Annotated in this window: 13 protein-coding genes; 3 read left to right on the top strand and 10 right to left on the bottom strand. The window is 59.2% G+C overall.

Annotated elements, in window-relative coordinates; translation table 11 throughout:
• Positions 1–26 precede the first annotated feature (26 nt).
• The 4 genes from BMAGN_RS04735 to BMAGN_RS04720 form a co-directional block, all read right to left on the bottom strand.
• Entirely contained in the window at positions 27–707 is a 681-nt protein-coding gene (locus BMAGN_RS04735; protein ID WP_022860032.1) for a pyroglutamyl-peptidase I, read from the bottom strand.
• A 37-nt stretch (positions 708–744) separates the two neighbouring features.
• On the bottom strand, positions 745–1,482 hold the full coding sequence (locus tag BMAGN_RS04730) for an IspD/TarI family cytidylyltransferase (RefSeq protein ID WP_022860031.1): 738 nt from the start codon (positions 1,480–1,482) through the stop codon (positions 745–747).
• A 34-nt stretch (positions 1,483–1,516) separates the two neighbouring features.
• The gene (locus tag BMAGN_RS04725; protein ID WP_033510678.1) at positions 1,517–2,578 is read right to left on the bottom strand and encodes a purine nucleoside phosphorylase YfiH/LACC1 family protein; all 1,062 of its coding nucleotides are present in this window, start codon (positions 2,576–2,578) and stop codon (positions 1,517–1,519) included.
• A gap of 252 nt (positions 2,579–2,830) precedes the next feature.
• Positions 2,831–4,315 carry a peptidase U32 family protein gene (locus tag BMAGN_RS04720; RefSeq protein ID WP_026502070.1) on the bottom strand — a complete coding sequence of 495 codons (1,485 nt, stop codon included), beginning with the start codon at positions 4,313–4,315 and terminating at the stop codon, positions 2,831–2,833.
• A 154-nt stretch (positions 4,316–4,469) separates the two neighbouring features.
• Between BMAGN_RS04720 and BMAGN_RS04715 the strand changes: the two genes are divergently transcribed.
• A complete protein-coding gene (locus BMAGN_RS04715; protein ID WP_022860028.1) occupies positions 4,470–5,333 on the top strand; it encodes an aldo/keto reductase in 864 nt (287 codons plus the stop codon).
• A gap of 133 nt (positions 5,334–5,466) precedes the next feature.
• Here BMAGN_RS04715 and BMAGN_RS07880 read toward each other — a convergent pair whose 3' ends face one another.
• The gene (locus BMAGN_RS07880) at positions 5,467–5,895 is read right to left on the bottom strand and encodes a cupin domain-containing protein (RefSeq protein ID WP_022860027.1); all 429 of its coding nucleotides are present in this window, start codon (positions 5,893–5,895) and stop codon (positions 5,467–5,469) included.
• Positions 5,896–6,106: 211 nt separating this feature from the next.
• Between BMAGN_RS07880 and BMAGN_RS04705 the strand changes: the two genes are divergently transcribed.
• A complete protein-coding gene (locus BMAGN_RS04705; protein ID WP_026502069.1) occupies positions 6,107–6,676 on the top strand; it encodes a LemA family protein in 570 nt (189 codons plus the stop codon).
• Positions 6,677–6,742: 66 nt separating this feature from the next.
• Positions 6,743–8,959, top strand: a complete 2,217-nt coding sequence (locus tag BMAGN_RS04700; protein WP_022860025.1) for a DUF2207 domain-containing protein — start codon at positions 6,743–6,745, stop codon at positions 8,957–8,959.
• 157 nt (positions 8,960–9,116) lie between these two features.
• Here BMAGN_RS04700 and BMAGN_RS04695 read toward each other — a convergent pair whose 3' ends face one another.
• From BMAGN_RS04695 to BMAGN_RS04675, 5 genes are all read right to left on the bottom strand, one after another.
• Positions 9,117–11,771, bottom strand: coding sequence for a polyribonucleotide nucleotidyltransferase (locus BMAGN_RS04695; RefSeq protein ID WP_022860024.1), 2,655 nt, complete (start codon positions 11,769–11,771; stop codon positions 9,117–9,119).
• 197 nt (positions 11,772–11,968) lie between these two features.
• Positions 11,969–12,238, bottom strand: coding sequence for a 30S ribosomal protein S15 (gene rpsO, locus BMAGN_RS04690; RefSeq protein ID WP_022860023.1), 270 nt, complete (start codon positions 12,236–12,238; stop codon positions 11,969–11,971).
• Positions 12,239–12,418: 180 nt separating this feature from the next.
• Entirely contained in the window at positions 12,419–13,072 is a 654-nt protein-coding gene (locus tag BMAGN_RS04685; RefSeq protein ID WP_051126642.1) for a hypothetical protein, read from the bottom strand.
• A 60-nt stretch (positions 13,073–13,132) separates the two neighbouring features.
• Positions 13,133–13,822: a 3'-5' exonuclease gene (locus tag BMAGN_RS04680; RefSeq protein ID WP_022860021.1), complete on the bottom strand. Its 690-nt coding sequence runs from the start codon at positions 13,820–13,822 to the stop codon at positions 13,133–13,135.
• Between the two features lie 1,280 nt (positions 13,823–15,102).
• The gene (locus tag BMAGN_RS04675) at positions 15,103–16,290 is read right to left on the bottom strand and encodes a tyrosine-type recombinase/integrase (RefSeq protein WP_022860020.1); all 1,188 of its coding nucleotides are present in this window, start codon (positions 16,288–16,290) and stop codon (positions 15,103–15,105) included.
• Between the last annotated feature and the right edge of the window lies 1 nt (position 16,291).

The raw sequence follows: 16,291 nt of genomic DNA, 5'->3' as shown, positions 1-16,291 counted from the left end.
ACGGCGCGGTAGCGCCCTCGGCGGATTTATATAAGCAATTCGCCGCCGTTGCCGTTGCGCACGTAATAGCGCACCGTTTCTCGTACCATATCTTGCACCGCCGTGACCTGCGAGCGCAGTGGCAGCCCATGTTGCGGATGCGGTTGCTCGTTAATCAACGGAAGATTCACAAATCCCGCGAGCATGTGGTCGTGGTGCGTCATCCAGTCCTGCAGCCGGTAGAACAGCGCGTTGCACACGAAGGTGCCCGCGTCCGAGCTCAGCGTGGCCGGAATATGGTCGGCCGTGAACGCTTGCAGGATGGCGCGCAACGGCAGCCCCGTCCAGTATGCGGCCGGGCCGTTCTCGTCGATTTTCGGACGCGTGGGAATGATGTTGTCCGCGTCCGGACGACTGGTGTCCTTTTTGTTTTCCGCGCACCGTTCCAGCAGAATGCCGCGCGAGGCGCGTTTGAGTCCCGTGGCGATCACGATCTGCGGTTTGACTTGTTCGATCGTCTCGCGTAACAGCGGCCACGCTTTCGTGAAGCTCACTTCCAGCATGACGCTGTGGATGTGGACGTTCACGTTGTAGAGCGGATCGTTCACATCCGTCGGATCGTAGTCGAGTCCCTGCTGCGCGAGCGTTTGCGGCACGAGTAGCGACGGGTTGTCGTCAACATCGTGGTACGGGTTGAATCCGGACACCAGTACGTTCAGTTCCTGCATAATGTCTGCTCTCCTGTGGCGCGTTCTGCGCGCGCCGTCACTTCTTGAGATTATGCGCGATGAGCTGCGCGAGCGGCAGATCGTCTTGGGTGGTGATCTTCAAGTTTGTCGGAGAGCCGCTGACGATGGCGACAGGAATGTCCGGCAGATATTCGACGACGGCACGCGTGTCGTCGGTCGGCTGGAATCCGTCGTCCAGCGCGGCCAGTTCGTAGGCGCGGCGGATCGTTTCGAAGCGGAAAGCCTGCGGCGTCTGCACGCGGAAGCATTCCTTGCGGTTGGGAACGCTTTTGATGACCTTGCGGTCGCCCAAGTCCTGCGACATCAGAATCGTGTCCGTGGACGGGCAGGCGACGGTCGCGGCCGAGAATTCGCCGAGCGTGTCGATGCAGCCGTCGATCATGCGCTGGGAGACGAACGGACGTACGGAATCGTGGAACAGCAGTTTCGCGTTGGCCGGCACATTATGGTCGGCGAGCATGGCGAGCGCCGTTTCGGTACTGTCCACGCGTTCGGCGCCACCATTGATGATGGCGCGGACTTTGGTGAAGTTGTAGTCTTCCACGAGCTGTTCCATGGCGGGGCGCACGCGTTCGTTGACAACGATCACGATATCGCTGACGCGTTCGTTGCGTTGGAAGGCGTCGATGCTCCACGCCACCACGGGCTTGCCTTCAAGCTTGATGAGCTGCTTGGGGTTGTCCGCGTCGAAGCGCACGCCATGGCCGGCGGCGAGCACAATGGCGATAACTGGTGCTGGGGTTGCTTGTTCCATGCCTGGTTCCATTCCTTATCCGTAAATGCGTGGGTTAGCGGCGCACGATCAACGCGAGCATGCGGCCTTCATGGTCCTTGTGCGCGAGCTGGGCGCGACGGTGGGAGAACCACAGCGGGTTTTCCAGCGTGCACATGCTGTGGCGGATCTTGCCGATGCGCTCGTGCAGGTTCGGATCGCCTTCATTGTCTTCCTGGCACAGTTGGGCCAGTTCTGCGTCTTCGGACAGGTATTGGGTGGCGGCGTTGACGCGTGGGCGCGAAGAGATGATGTGGTCTTCGCTAATGCCGGCCTTCGTAAGCTCTTGCAGCGCGGCGGCGGCCAAATCGATGCCGGGGCCGCCGAAGCGCGTCAGCGTGAACGTGCCCGGGAATTGCGCGTCGAAATCGTCGGCGATGTCGCTGCCCACTTCGTAGCAGTCGCCGCAAATGCACGGGCCGAGCGTGGCCACGATGCGCGCCGGGTCGGCGCCCTTTTCCTGCATCATGTCAAGCGTGGCGCGAATGACGCCCTTCTGCAGGCCGAGGCGTCCGCAATGGGCCGCGGCGATAACTCCGGCCTCATCGTCGGCCAGCAGCACGGGCAGGCAGTCCGCGGCGAACATGCCGAGCGCGATGCCCGTTTTCGTGGTGACTTGGGCGTCGCCGTCCAGCACCTGCACGTCGCCGTTCACCTTGTCCACGCTGTCGACCGTGCTGAGCTTGGGGTTGTAGGTGGCGCCGAGCATGGCGTCCACGCTGCCGGACGCGTCGAAACCGAACGGGCTGTTGTCCGTGTAGACCTCGTCCACGTCGATGGCGTCGCCGGAATGCACTTGCTTGATCAGCGAAAGCTTGGCGCCGAGTTCCTTGGCGAGCGCCTCGCGGTTGGCGCGCACCTTGGCCGGGTCGTCGCCGCCCTTGCCGCCCAGGTTGAAGTGGGCGAAGTCGCCTTCACTCACACCGCCCAAACGCGTCGTGTATACGACGGTGGTGTTCGGCGTGAGCGCCACGGGAATCGTCACGGGAATCGGGTTGCCGTCCTGGTCGGTGGGTGCGATTTCGGTGCTGTTGAGAATCTTGCTGTCTTCAGGCTTCTCTTGGGCGGGAGCCGCCATGGAATCCTGGATCTTCTGGTTCTTGGCCTTCGCGATGGCGTCGTTAATGGCCTGGCCGAGGGCCGCGCTCAAGTCCGCGGCCTTGTTGGCCTCGGACTTGGCGATCTTTTCGGCTTCCTCGTTTACCGTTTCTTCGGCTTCCTGAATGGCCTCTTCGGCCGAGAAGGCTTCAATGTTGTCATCATCGTTCTTGTTCATAATGCACACTGTAGCCTCTCGCCACGGCATGGTCATGCCGTTTTGCTGTCAGACTTAGGCGGCTTTCAGCGTCGGCTTTTTGGTGCGCGAGCGCATGGCGGCGTTGACGGGCACCTCGACCGCGCAAGGCATGGAGAACACATGCGCGGGGTTGTTGATCAGCGCCACGGGGTTGCCGTCTTCGTCCCGGATGCCGTTGTCGGGAACCGTGAATTCCAGCGGCGGCTGGCCCGGCAGCAGGAATTCGACGAGCTGGCCCGGTTCCATCTTGTTGCGGCTCATGACGGTGACACGGCCGCCGTCCTCGGGGCTCCAGGACAGCACTTCGCCCACAACAAGCCATTCGCGGAAGTAGGAGGAACGGTCCGTGTTCTGCGTGACCTTCTGGCGCGGATAGTAGAAGCCTGTGGAATAGTCGCGGTGCGCGACCTTGCCGGGCTCTTCGAGCAGCCAGTCGGGCAACGTGACGGGGGGCGCCGGCACGGTCTGGGCATGGCGGAATCCCGTGGCTTCGGTGTCCTCTTGGGCCGGAATGGATAGGTCCTCGCCGGGGCCTTCCGGATCGACCATACCGTGGAACGACTGGGCGGATTCCTGCATGATGGAATCGACGCGGTTGTCCTCGTAGTTGTCCGCCGAGCGCACCACACGGTCGCGGAACGGCTTGAGTTCGTGGCCTTCCTCGTCCTCAAAACCGCGCTGCACCATGTATTCGTTCACGGCCGTCTTGTAAGCGTTCGTCATGGCCGCGATATAGTACGCGGACTTGGAACGGCCTTCGATTTTCAGGCTCGTGGCGCCCGAATCGATCAGGTCGTCAATGTGCTCCATCATGCACATGTCCTGGGAGTTGAAAATGTAGGTGCCGTCATTCGTCTCGTTGACGGGGAACACCTGCCCCGGGCGCTTCTCTTCCACCAGCGAGTACTTCCAGCGGCACGGCTGGGCGCATTCGCCATGGTTGCCGTCACGGCCCGTCAAATAGTTGGAGATCAGGCAACGGCCCGAGAATGCCATGCACATGCTGCCATGCACAAAAGTTTCGATATCCATGTCGTCGGGAATGTTGGCGCGAATGTCTCGCACGGCCTGCAAGTCCATTTCGCGGGCGAGCACCACACGGCGCGCGCCAAGCTCGTAGAGCGCGTTGGCAGCCAGATAGTTCGTGACTCCCGCCTGCGTGGACACGTGGAGTTCAAGGTTGGGCGCCACACGGCGCGCCATCATGAGCACGCCGATGTCGGTGACAATCAGCGCGTCCACGCCCGTGTCCTTCAAATCGCCCAAATACTGCTCGATGGCTTTGACTTCATCGTTGCGCGGTAAAATATTGCAGGTCACGTATACACGCGCGCCATGCTCATGGGCATAACGGCTGCCCTCTTCAAAATCCTCCAGGCTCAGGTTCTTGGGCGCCGACCGCATACCGAACGCTTTGCCGCCGCAATAGACGGCGTCGGCGCCGTAATCCACGGCGGTGATCAGTCCGCGCAAATTGCCTGCGGGGGCAAGCACTTCCGGCTTTCTGCGATGCTTCATTGTCACGTCTCTTCGTCTCTTCTTGTCACGCTTTTCTGGAAAAACAACGCGTTCCATTCTATAGGCATGCCCGCACAGTAGCGCCTCCACGCGCCGCCCCGCTTTTTCTGCTAAACCTAGGAAGTACCGATTCCTTGAAAGAAAGCGAAACATCATGGTATTGCACCGTAATCTCGGTCCGTTCGACACGACCGCCATCGGATTGGGCGAAATGCCGCTCACCATTGAAAACAACCTTGGCCCGGCCAAAGGCGTCGAGACGATTCACGCGGCGCTTGACGCGGGTTGCCGCCAGATCGACACGGCCTGGGCATACTACTGCTCGGGCGGCGAGGAGCAGACGGGCGAAAAGCTGATCCGCGAAGCCATGAGCAGCTGGAAGGGCCCGAAGGACGAAGTGCTGATCGCCACGAAGGTGGGCCACTACCGCAACTTTACGGACGGCAAGCCCACGTGGGATGTGGACGGCAGCCCCGAGAACCTCATCAAGTGCGCCAAGGAAAGCGCATACGAGCTGGGCGTGGACACGATCGACCTGCTCTACCTCCACCGCCCGGACCCGAAGATCCCCTATGGCGAATCGATTGAGGCCATGAAGGAAATCTACGATGCGGGCATTGCGCAGACGCTGGGCGTATCCAACGCGTCGATCGAGCAGATGGACATCGCCCAGAAAATTCTGGGCGACGCGCTCGTGGCCGTGCAGAACCAGTACTCCCCCATCTATTTGGAAACGCAGGACACGTTGGAACATGCCGCGCGCATCGGCATCTCCTTCGTGTGCTGGAGCCCGTTGGGCGGTTTCCGCAAGCCCAAGGACGAAACGAAGTTCGATCCGTTCCGCAAGATCGCCGAAGCCCATGGCGTCTCCTACCAGCAGGTCGTGCTCGCATGGGAGCTCGCCAAGGACGACCACGTGTTCGTGATTCCGGGCGCCCACCGTCCCGAGACGATTCTTGATTCACTCAAGGCCGGCGATCTGAAGCTCACGCCAGAAGAGCTGCAGATGCTGCCGTAAGGCGCTTGGCGCGGCATTAGGCGTTATATAGAGATATATGAAAGGGCCCGTAATGGCATTGCCATTGCGGGCCCTTCGGTTTGCAATCCAGGAACGTTGGTCAATAAGTCTGAATCAGCGTTCTAGCGGCGCATCACTTGCTGCAGTTGCAGCCGCACTTGCCGGCTTCAGCTTCTTCGTTTTCCACAGCTTCGGCTTCTTCTTCGGCCTCTTCGTCCTCGAGACAGTCAACAGCCTTGGAATTGATCTTGGTCAGCGACATGTAGCTCTGCTCCATGGCCTTGATGGAGTGCAGCTCGCCCGGAGCCATGTAGATCACATCGCCGGCGTGCATGTACTGCACTTCGCCCTGGACGGTGAATTCGATGGAGCCGTACACGAGCGTGGCCACGACGAGCTGGTCGGAAGCGTGCTCAGCGATGCTCTGGCCGGCGTCGAGAATGACGAGGTCGTTCTGCACGAGCGGGTTCTCGATGATGGAGTGGTGCTCAACGGCGTCCTTCTCGATCGGGAACTGTTCCATAAGAGCGGTGTGTGCGGAAGTCATACGAATTGCGTCCATGACGGATCCTTTCCTTAAACGGCTAGCTTGTTGGCCACTTTATACCAACTGAGCTTGGAAAGTCCATGAAAATTCGCCAAACACGTATCTCCAGCATTTGTTCAGCAAACCATGCTTGCGCGTGAATGCGTGAGAATTTTTTGACCTTCCTCCACCCTCCCCATACGCTGGTGATGACAAACGTTAGGAAAGGCAGGAACGGGATATGGCAATGGTATGTGGCATTGTGGCGGCCGTTATCGCAGTGATTTTGATCTTGTGGCTTGTGTTGGCCTACAACAATCTGGTGTCGCTGCGCAACCGCGTCGCCAACGGATGGGCGCAAATCGACGTGGCGCTCAAACAGCGCGCCGACCTGGTTCCCAATCTCGTGGCGACCGTGCAGGGATACGCCACGCATGAATCGAAAGTATTTGAAGAGGTGACCAAGGCGCGCGCCCAGGCTGTGGAGGCGGCGGGCAACGCCAACCTGACGCGCGAGGATCGTGCGGCCATCGAGGCGCGGCTGACGCAAGCGCTTGTCCAGCTTCGCGCCGTGGCCGAAAACTATCCGCAGCTGCAGGCCAGCCAGAACTTCATGAGCTTGCAGCAGCAGCTCGCCTCGCTGGAAGACAAGATCGCCTACGCGCGCCAGTTCTACAACGATGTGACGCTCAAGTACAACAACGCGACGCAGCAGATCCCCAGCAATATTGTCGCCTCGCTGTTCCATTTCGAGGCAGCGCAATATTTCAAGGCCCCCGAGTCGGCCGCCAATGTGCCGACCGTCTCATTCTCGTAACTTCCCTGCCGTCCGGAGCGCGCATGAGGCGCGGCGGACGCGCGGCAAGAAAGGCAGTACGGTCCCATGAAATCGAAATCGCACTTTTTTAAATGTCTCGTGCTGTCCGTGGTGGTTACGGCGGTGGCGTTCAGTTTTATTCTGGGCATCACCGCCGTTATCGCCTACAACCGGCCCGATTTGTCGTACAACGCGCTTGATTATGACGTTACCGTCGAAGAGGACGGCAATTTGCGTATCGTGGAAACGGTCGACGTGCGCCTGGACAAGCGCGAGGATGACGACGAAACGGTACCGTGGCGCCAGCTGTACCAGCAGTACCGTCTGCGCGCGACCGACCTGACCAATATTTCCGACATTTCCGTCAAAGATCTGACGACGGGCGTCACGTATACGCAAATGGATCCCGTGAACGCCGAGTATGTGTCGCCTTCATCATGGGACCAGTACGAAAATCATTGGTATATCGGGGACGTAACGACCTCCGAATCGCATCCTGAGCCGTTCGACTCCGATATTGACGGACTTATTCCCGCCAATGTGGGCGACAGTAACGCCGACCCCGACAAGACGGTGGAAATCGGCTGGAACATTCCGACCACCACCTCCGCACACAGCATGAAATTCGAAATCGGCATGACTTGGCACAATGTGGGCACGTCGTATACGGATGTCGCCACATTCCAATGGGAGCCGCTCGGAGCGACAAACCGTACGCCCATCGAGGAGCTGACGGCGACCGTCAAACTGCCCGATGGCGCAACGAAAGACAATTCATGGGCGTGGCTGCACTATTCGGGACAGTCCACCACCTCACGCGACGGCGACACGTTGCATTTCAGCGCATCCGACATTCACGCGAGCAACTACGTGGATCTGGTGCTTATGGTGGACCATTCGCTCGTCCATGCGAGCCGTATGGAAAATAGCCCGCGTAAACAGTACATTCTTCAGGATGAGGACCAGCAAGAGCGGGCCTGGCGTGCGGCGCAACAGCGTCATGCGCGCCTAGTGGTAGCCATGTGGATCGTGGTACTTGTGCTCGGCGTGGTCTTGAGCGTGTTCGCGTTGCGCAACGCCATCCGTACGCGCAAGCGCGCGCAATACCAAGGCGACATGGAATATTGGCGCGAGCCGCTCGACATGAGTCCCGCGGCCGCCGCGGCGCTCTACGGCATGCTGCGCTCGGAATCGCCCACGAAACTCAGCAACCGGCAGCTGGCCGCAACGCTCATGTCGCTGATTTCCAAAGGCGCCATCGCTGTGTATCCGGGACCGTCCACGCTGTACCGCGGCATCGACATGAGCAATCCGCAGTTGGCGCTGCAGGCGAGCCAACAGTTGGCCGAGCAAAACGAGTCGCGCTCGCGCATGGCCAAGACGAGCACGATCGTGATCCAGCCCGTGGCATACCAGAACCAGCAGTCGCTGCGGCTCTGCGAATCGGAGGAGGCCGAGCTCACGCTGCTGCTCAAAGTAAGCAAACGCCTGAACAACGTTCCCGTCTTCGATTTCGAGCAGATGCAGGGCGCGCTTAAATCGTGGAAGAAAGGCATCACGTACCTGTCGGCGTTCACGGATGCGGCCGCCGACGAGTACAAGGCGCTGGATGCGACGAAACCGTCAGGCGGCGGCACGGTGATGTGCGGCATCCTGCTGTTCATTGTGGCGATTACCAGCCTCATGTTCTTCACGCTGAGCGCGCAGCAGCTCGCGCTGGCCGTGCTGTTCTCGCTGCCGTGCACCTTCATCGCCGTATTCTCGCTGTGTTACGGCAGCTATACGGTACTCACCGTGCCGCGCGGACAGGAATTGGCCGGCAAAACGTTGGGATTGTGCCGGTACCTGGAAGATTTCAGCTCGTTCAAGGACCGTTCGAGCGCCGACCTGCCCATGTGGGGCCGCTATCTCGTATACGCCACGGCCTTCGGCATTTCGGCGCAAGCGTTGCGCGAATTCAAGAAAGCGCAACTGTACGAGCCCGGTGACGGCGCTTCCATTTCTGGCATGGACGTGCTCATGTACTGGTCGATCTCGCGCGCGGTGGACGACCATTTCAGCGGCGGACACGGTGCGGGCGGTGGCGACGCGTTCATGGGCGGATTTGCCGGCGCGGGCGCCATGGACTTCGGCAGCATGTTCAGCGACAGCATGAGCTCGATCAGTTCCACGATCCATGCGGCCGCGCCCTCATCGTCCGGTTCCAGCGGCGGATCGTTCAGTTCCGGCGGATTCGGCGGCGGCGGAGGCGGCGCTGGCGGTGGTTCGTTCGGCGGACGATAGTTCGCGACCGTTCGAGGCCCATCGGTTGGGCGGCTAGCGGTCCCGAATATGACAAGGGCCGGGCTCCATCAGGAGCTCGGCCCTTTCAGTATCTGGCTATGCCGTCACGTCACCTGCGCACCGTATGCCACGCAAGATCGGTACCGGCCGTCATCGCTCAGTCGTCGTACGGATCGAAGTCGCGGCGGATACGGCGGCGCGGACGCTCGGAACGCTCTTCGCGGTCAGCGCGGTACTCGTCGTAGTGGTCGTCTTCCACGTAACGCGGGTTGCGGTCGTCGCGGCGCGAACGGCGGCGCGGACGATCATCACGGCGGTCGTCATCACGGTGCGAACGGCGGCGCGGACGGTCGTCGTAATCGCGCTCGTCACGGTCGTCGTACTCGCGACGACGGCGCGGACGATCTTCGTAGTCACGCTCATCGCGGTCGTCTTCACGACGGTGGCGACGCGGACGATCCTCATAATCGCGATCGTCGCGATCCTCATCGCGGTGGGAACGGCGACGCGGACGGTCGTCGTGACGGCGGTCCTCATGGCGGCGATCGTCATGACGACGGTCATCGTGGCGCTCGGAACGCTCGCGGCGAGCCGGAGCGGAAGATTCCTGGTTCTCGAAGCCCGGAATGGCGAGCGAGATCTTGCCGCGGTCGTCCACGGACTGCACGACTACCTCGACTTCGTCGCCTTCCTTGAGCACGTCTTCCACAGCGTCGATGCGCTCGCCGTCGGCGAGGTTGCGGATCTGGGAGATGTGCAGCAGGCCGTCGGTGCCCGGGGTCAGGTTGACGAACGCGCCGAAGCTCGTGGTCTTGACAACCTTACCCGTGTACGTTTCGCCGGCTTCCGGCACGTGCGGGTTGGCGATCTGGTCGATGATCTTCTTCGCGGCTTCGGCGGCTTCGCCACCTTCGGAAGAGATGTAGACGGTACCGTCATCCTCGATGGCGATTTCAGCGCCCGTGTCTTCCTGGATCTGGTTGATCATCTTGCCCTTCGGGCCAATGACTTCGCCGATCTTGTCCACCGGGATCGTGGTGGTGATGATGCGCGGAGCGTAGTCGCTCATGTCGGCCGGGCCGTCGATGCACTCGTTGATCAGGTCGAGGATCGTGGCGCGGGCTTCGTGGGCCTGCTTCAGGGCGGCGGCCAGCACGTCGGCCGGAATGCCGTCGAGCTTGGTGTCGAGCTGCAGGGCCGTGATGAACTCGGAGGTGCCGGCGACCTTGAAGTCCATGTCGCCGAACGCGTCTTCAGCGCCCAGAATATCGGTCAGCGTCTTGTAGACGTGCTCGCCGTCCACATCGCCCGAGACGAGGCCCATCGCGATGCCCGCCACCGGAGCCTTCAGCGGAACGCCGGCGTCCAGCAGGGACAGCGTCGAAGCGCACACGGAACCCATGGAGGTCGAACCGTTGGAGCCGATGGCTTCGGAGACCTGGCGGATGGCGTACGGGAACTCTTCGCGGCTCGGCAGTACCGGCACGAGAGCCTTCTCGGCGAGGGCGCCGTGGCCGATTTCACGGCGCTTCGGGGAGCCCACGCGGCCCGTCTCACCCGTGGAGTACGGCGGCATCTCGTAGTTGTGCATGTAGCGCTTGGACTGCGGGCCCGACAGCGCGTCAATCTGCTGCTCCATCTTGAGCATGGCGAGCGTGGTCACACCCAGGATCTGGGTTTCACCGCGCTGGAACAGTGCGGAACCGTGCACGCGCGGCACAATGCCGATTTCGGCGGACAGCGTGCGGATGTCGCGCAGGCCGCGGCCGTCGATACGGTAATCCTCGGTCAGGATGCGGCGGCGCACAATCTGGCGCTGCAGCTCCTTGAACGCGTTGCCGAGTTCCTTGTCCTTCTCAGCCTCGTCCATGTCCGTGAATTCCACGGACAGCGTCTCGCGCACCTTCTCCTTGATTTCGTGGATGCGCTCCTGGCGCGGCAGCTTCTCGGCGATGGAGAGCGCCTCGTTCAGGTCGGCGTGGGCGATTTCGTCAATGCGCGCGTACAGTTCGTCGGTGTACTCCGGGAACAGCTGGAAATCGCGCGTTTCCTTGGCGGCCATGGCCTTGAGCTCGTTCTGGGCTTCGCAAATCGTCTTGATGAACGGCTTGGCGGCCTCGAGACCACCGGCGACGACTTCCTCATCCGGCTTCTGCTGGCCTTCGTCGTAAATCAGGTGCCAGGCGTTCTTGCCGGCGCCAGCCTCGATCATGGCGATGGCGACGTCACCGTTCTCGATGACGCGGCCGGCCACGACGATTTCGAACACGGCGCGTTCGCGTTCGCTCCAACGCGGGAACGCGACCCACTGGCCGTCGATCAGGGCCATGCGCACGCCGGAGACCGGGCCGCCGAACGGCAGGCCGGAGATCAGCGTGGACGCCGAAGCGGCGTTCATGGCGATCATGTCGTAAGAGTCTTCAGGGTTGACGGCGAGAATGGTTTCCACAACCTGCACTTCGTTGCGCAGCGTGTGCGGGAACAGCGGGCGCAGCGGGCGGTCGATGATGCGGCAAGCCAGGATGGCTTCGCTGCTCGGACGGCCTTCACGACGGAAGAACGAGCCCGGGATTTTGCCGGCCGCGTACATCTTCTCTTCCACGTCCACCGTCAGCGGGAAGAAATCGTAGTTTTCCTTCGGGCTGGAGCCGGCGGTCGTAGTCGACAGCACCATGGAATCGTCATCCAGGTATGCGGCCACAGCGCCATCGGCCTGCTGGGCCAGACGGCCCGTTTCGAAACGCAACGTGCGCGTACCGAACGAACCATTGTCAATAACGGCCTCTACGGCCTTGATTTCGGGACCCTCCATAGGGTTCCTCCTTTGATTTTTCTTTATCCAACTTCCAAACAAAACGTTGATGCGTGGTCAATTCGGTTCAAGTACGTCTTGTACTGCTTTGCTTTTCCATCAACGTGCGCGGCACCTTGCCGCTTTATCCACCGCAACTGATTCTAGGAGGCGCAATATACAAAGAGCCCGAGCCGAAGCTCGGGCTAAAGCCTCAATTATCGACGCAGGCCGAGGCGTTCCACGATGGAACGGTAACGGTTGATGTCGGTCTTCTTCAGGTAGTCGAGAAGACGACGACGGTGACCAACCATGAGGAGCAGACCACGACGGGAGTGGTGATCGTGCTTGTGATCCTTCAGGTGCTCGGTCAGGTCGGAGATGCGCTTGGACAGCAGGGCGATCTGGACTTCAGGCGAACCCGTGTCACCCTCGTGAGTAGCGTACTCGGAGATAATCTGCTGCTTTTCGTTGACCGTAAGTGCCACGGTTTCCTCCTAATAGTTGCTGCGCGGTGCTGCCAGCCCTATGCTGGCGCGCTCTCTATCCGCGGGCGAAACACGCCAACAAGCAAGCATACCGGAGGGCAAGGATTTCCTGTGTTCCTCGAGCGCCGCCTTCTAGGGGCTGCAAACACTGCAAACCCTACAAATGCGGCAACGCGTTCGCTACAGGCGCGGAATGAAACCGCCGAACAGCACGACGCACAGCGCGGCCACTTCAATGATCATGTAGAACAGGAATGACACCCAAGTACGTGCGAGCACGTTAAGCGGCGAGTTCTTCTTTACTGCGATGAGCAGGCCGATCCAGAGCACGGCGAACACGGCCAGCCCCATCACGGCGGCGATAATGCCGAGATTCGCGGCGTCGGGCACATTGCTCGCCTGCCCGTACATCACATAGGTGGAGCCCCAGAAGTGGAATTTGAGCATGGAAATGCCGGCCATGAACTGTTCGGTCACCAGTCCGCACAGGAACAGTACGAACCACGGGATTTTGTGGCGATCGAGCACCGTCATGCCGAGTCCTATGAAGCCCAGCACCGTCGCGTCCCACGAAAGCATGGCCACGGCGCGCGGCTGGACCATGGAGAACAGCGAGATGAGCTGCTGCGTATAGGCGACGGCGCAGTGGCGTCCGTACCAGTACGGCCCAATGACGGCGGCCAGCACGAGCACCATGAGCACGATCCACATTGCCGGATGGGAGCGGCGGCGTTTGATGTCCGCCAGCGACATGTCCGTTACGGGAATGGACGCCTCGGGATGTTTCGACACTTCAATCTGCGGCACGCCCCGCCCCTTTCTCAAGTTCCGCATGTGCTCCGGGCGCGGGCGAGCGCCATGGAACGTCATGATTTTAGTGAACTTGAGTCAAGTCTAACGTTGTGTGGGAACAGCGGCCGCCTGCAGCACGCGCTCGTCGGCGCAACGGTTGAGCCATTCGTAGCATTGCACGGTCGTTTCCGCACGCGGCAACGCGCGCGCCACGGGAGCGTCGTTCACGGCGCAACGGTTGAGCAGATCTTGGCGCTTGTGGTCCTGGTCGAACAGGGAATGGTCGATTTTCAGAGTGTCGACCTGTTCGTTGGGCGGCATGTGCAGTCCGTTGCGTCGCGCGTTGATCTCAAGGAACGTCCGATCACGGTCGATATAAGGGGACACGAGCGGATCGCAGCCCACGAAATTAAAAAACTGGCGCAGTCCGACTCCGACTTCCGGCTGGCGTTCCAGCGTCTCTTGAGTAAGTCCGGTTTTCTTGACCACGGATTCGGGAATCTGTTGTTCTGGATTGACGAGCATGCTCATTTTGCTGACGGGACGGCCGTTGCGCATACGGACGGCACCGAATTCCATAATCTGGTTTTCCGCGGGATTGTCGCCCGTCGTGACGAGATTGATGGCCGTGTAGTCCTTGGGAAGGCCCGCAAGGTTGCGCGCGAAATGGGGCTGGTAGGAGTCGTTGCAGTGTTCGTCACGCTCATCATCGTCGAGCGGAACGGGAGTAGTCATGGCCACATACAACAGGACGATCGCCACGATCGCCCACGCGACGAACCAAATGAGCATATGCAGAAAGCTGTCTCCAAGCGCCGCCAAGCCAACAATCGATACGAACGCAGCAATGCTTGCAAGTACGTAACACACTGTTCGCTTCATAATGAATCACGCATCCCTTTCACGTGCGCCAGTATTGGGCCGGCTGTATCAGCCTCCGCAACACCTACTGTCCGGTTGTCCGTTTCCTAAACGCATTGCATCGTATGAAACGTTTCCTGAGAATTACTGGGATTTCATCGATAGATGACGCAACCTGAAAGCCCGTGTCGCAAAAATGCGACGAATCGGCGGAAATATGCCAAAAATCAAGTGATTCGAACTTAAAAACAAGCTGAATATTAGATGAATGTCAAGTAACCGTACACTGAACGCAGTGAAATCGGGATTTTCAAAAGGAGGAGAAAGAAGAAGAAAAGATAGAGAGCGGATGACGGGAATCGAAAGCGACTAATGGGTATTTATCACTCTTCACATTCCCAATGATTGCAACGTATTGCTTAACATCATCATTCTTTGATTAAGGTAATACTATTTACAGATGGTACCTTTCTGGTACCATCTAGTTTTTTAATATTAATTAATTTTTTTAATATTTATTTACTGTGGTAAGAGAGTCTAACTTTTTCATCCAGTATTACGACATGAAGAAGTATCTATATGTGTAGTGTCCACCCTGTCCACCCGTCCACCCCCTGAAATTTCAACGTTTCCGGCGTCCACCCTGACTGTCCACCCGCCCTAAAAGTGTCCACCTTCCGTTAATGCCCTTATGAGCCATGAGCCGGATAACGGGACATGAAACGCTCTGCTGCCTTGACGAAGACAAAGGGGTATCCGAAATGGATACCCCCGTAGAAAGACAAGACGTGTAACGATTCATTACACCTCTTGGCAGCAAATAGCGAATTACGACGATCCCAGCAAGGCGCAGACTAGCTCAAATGAGTTAAGGACATAAAGCGTTGCTAGCTCAAATGAGTTAAACGTGATCTCATGCCTTTTCCCGAATGGAACAAACGACGTGACGACAGTCCTCAGCTATGCAAATCTACGGAAGGCCGTCCGTGATCATGTGGGCGAAGGGGATAAGGGGGTATAGCAATTCACTACACCCCTTGGCGGTAAATGGCGGGTTATGACGACCTCAGCAAGCTGCCGGACGAAGAGACCATCAGGGCGCGAACTAACTCAAATGAGCTAGAGAACATGAAGCCTTGCTAGCTCAAATGAGTTAAAGGGGTCTCTTGGCTTGAAGCGGTTCATCGTTGTGTTCGCTCCCAACATTGCCCCTAATCGCTCTCTCCACCGCCACGGACACGGCTAATCGTAGCGCCCATATTGTTTGCCAGGTCATCGAGATCCTTGTCAAAGAGATCCGCATATGTGTCCAATGTCATTGCAGCCGACTGGTGCCCAAGCATGCGCTGCAGAACCTTCACGTTGGCTCCATTGGATACCGCCAGACTTGCGGCGGTATGCCGTAAATCATGCGCTGTAAGGCTTGGAACCGGTTCCATGGTTACTGTCCCGTCCTCATGCACGGTACGCACATGAGCCTTCTTTAACGCCCTTGCATACCATGTTCTTGGGTTTGCCCTACTGCATTCCTGTATAGGCGCACCGTACTTGTTGGTAAAAACAAGGTCATCCGGCTGTTTACGTTCGCAATGCTTTCGCAGCGCGTCCAGCAGCTGTGGCGGTACCGGCACGGTTCGTGGCTTTCCTGTTTTCGGCGTCGTGACTTCCAGCTCTCCGCTAGCAAGCCGCGTCATGCTGGCTGTAATACGGAATCTACCGTTCTCATAATCGATGTCCTTGGCTCTCAGCGCCCGCGCCTCTCCATACCGCAAGCCGCATAAGCCAAGCGTGAGAATAATGAGATGTTCGTCTTCACGGCTTGTGGCGTCTGCTAGGGCGAACAGTTGTTCCGCAGTAAGGTACACTCGCGCCTTATGCCGTTTCTTGGGTGTGACGATGTGGACGTAGGGCGACGTTTTAATAATTTTGTCCGCCACTGCCATGTCAAGCACGCCCTTCAGGATGGTGGCGGCACGCTGCACCACGCTCGCGCTACGTGCCGGTATGCCGCGTTTCTCGTCTCCAGTGCTCATGGCGCTGACCCATGTTTGAATCTCTGAAGGCATGATTGAAGACACAGCTCGTGATCCGAATGCCGGTTCCACATGCGTATGCCATGTGGACGCCAACGTATCGTAATACTTGCGTTTGGACGTGCCCCGCTTGTTCTTCAGCCATGTTGCCGCCAACGTTGAGACTGTTACGCTTTTGCCCTTGGACGGGTGTACGAAAGTGCCGTGATTGACGGCGTTTTCCGCTTCGTCCGCGTACGCCTTGGCTTCCGCTTTGGTACGGAAACCCATTTTCTTGATTTGTCGGTTGGCGTCGTTTTTATCGCGGAATTTTACCAGCCATGCGCGTTCACCGCTCTTCTTGGTATATGAAGTAATCGACGCCATT

Origin of the sequence: Bifidobacterium magnum (genome assembly GCF_000741255.1) — a bacterium.
Lineage (GTDB): Bacteria > Actinomycetota > Actinomycetes > Actinomycetales > Bifidobacteriaceae > Bifidobacterium > Bifidobacterium magnum.
This window is presented reverse-complemented; position numbering and strand designations above follow the sequence as displayed.

What these genes read in the sequence shown, in the direction of transcription:
- BMAGN_RS04735 (WP_022860032.1), bottom strand. Translation starts at nt 707, where the DNA reads ATGCAGGAACTGAACGTACTGGTGTCCGGATTCAACCCGTACCACGAT.
- BMAGN_RS04730 (WP_022860031.1), bottom strand. Translation starts at nt 1,482, where the DNA reads ATGGAACAAGCAACCCCAGCACCAGTTATCGCCATTGTGCTCGCCGCC.
- BMAGN_RS04725 (WP_033510678.1), bottom strand. Translation starts at nt 2,578, where the DNA reads ATGGCGGCTCCCGCCCAAGAGAAGCCTGAAGACAGCAAGATTCTCAAC.
- BMAGN_RS04720 (WP_026502070.1), bottom strand. Translation starts at nt 4,315, where the DNA reads ATGAAGCATCGCAGAAAGCCGGAAGTGCTTGCCCCCGCAGGCAATTTG.
- BMAGN_RS04715 (WP_022860028.1), top strand. Translation starts at nt 4,470, where the DNA reads ATGGTATTGCACCGTAATCTCGGTCCGTTCGACACGACCGCCATCGGA.
- BMAGN_RS07880 (WP_022860027.1), bottom strand. Translation starts at nt 5,895, where the DNA reads ATGGACGCAATTCGTATGACTTCCGCACACACCGCTCTTATGGAACAG.
- BMAGN_RS04705 (WP_026502069.1), top strand. Translation starts at nt 6,107, where the DNA reads ATGGTATGTGGCATTGTGGCGGCCGTTATCGCAGTGATTTTGATCTTG.
- BMAGN_RS04700 (WP_022860025.1), top strand. Translation starts at nt 6,743, where the DNA reads ATGAAATCGAAATCGCACTTTTTTAAATGTCTCGTGCTGTCCGTGGTG.
- BMAGN_RS04695 (WP_022860024.1), bottom strand. Translation starts at nt 11,771, where the DNA reads ATGGAGGGTCCCGAAATCAAGGCCGTAGAGGCCGTTATTGACAATGGT.
- BMAGN_RS04685 (WP_051126642.1), bottom strand. Translation starts at nt 13,072, where the DNA reads ATGCGGAACTTGAGAAAGGGGCGGGGCGTGCCGCAGATTGAAGTGTCG.
- BMAGN_RS04680 (WP_022860021.1), bottom strand. Translation starts at nt 13,822, where the DNA reads ATGCTCATTTGGTTCGTCGCGTGGGCGATCGTGGCGATCGTCCTGTTG.
- BMAGN_RS04675 (WP_022860020.1), bottom strand. Translation starts at nt 16,290, where the DNA reads ATGGCGTCGATTACTTCATATACCAAGAAGAGCGGTGAACGCGCATGG.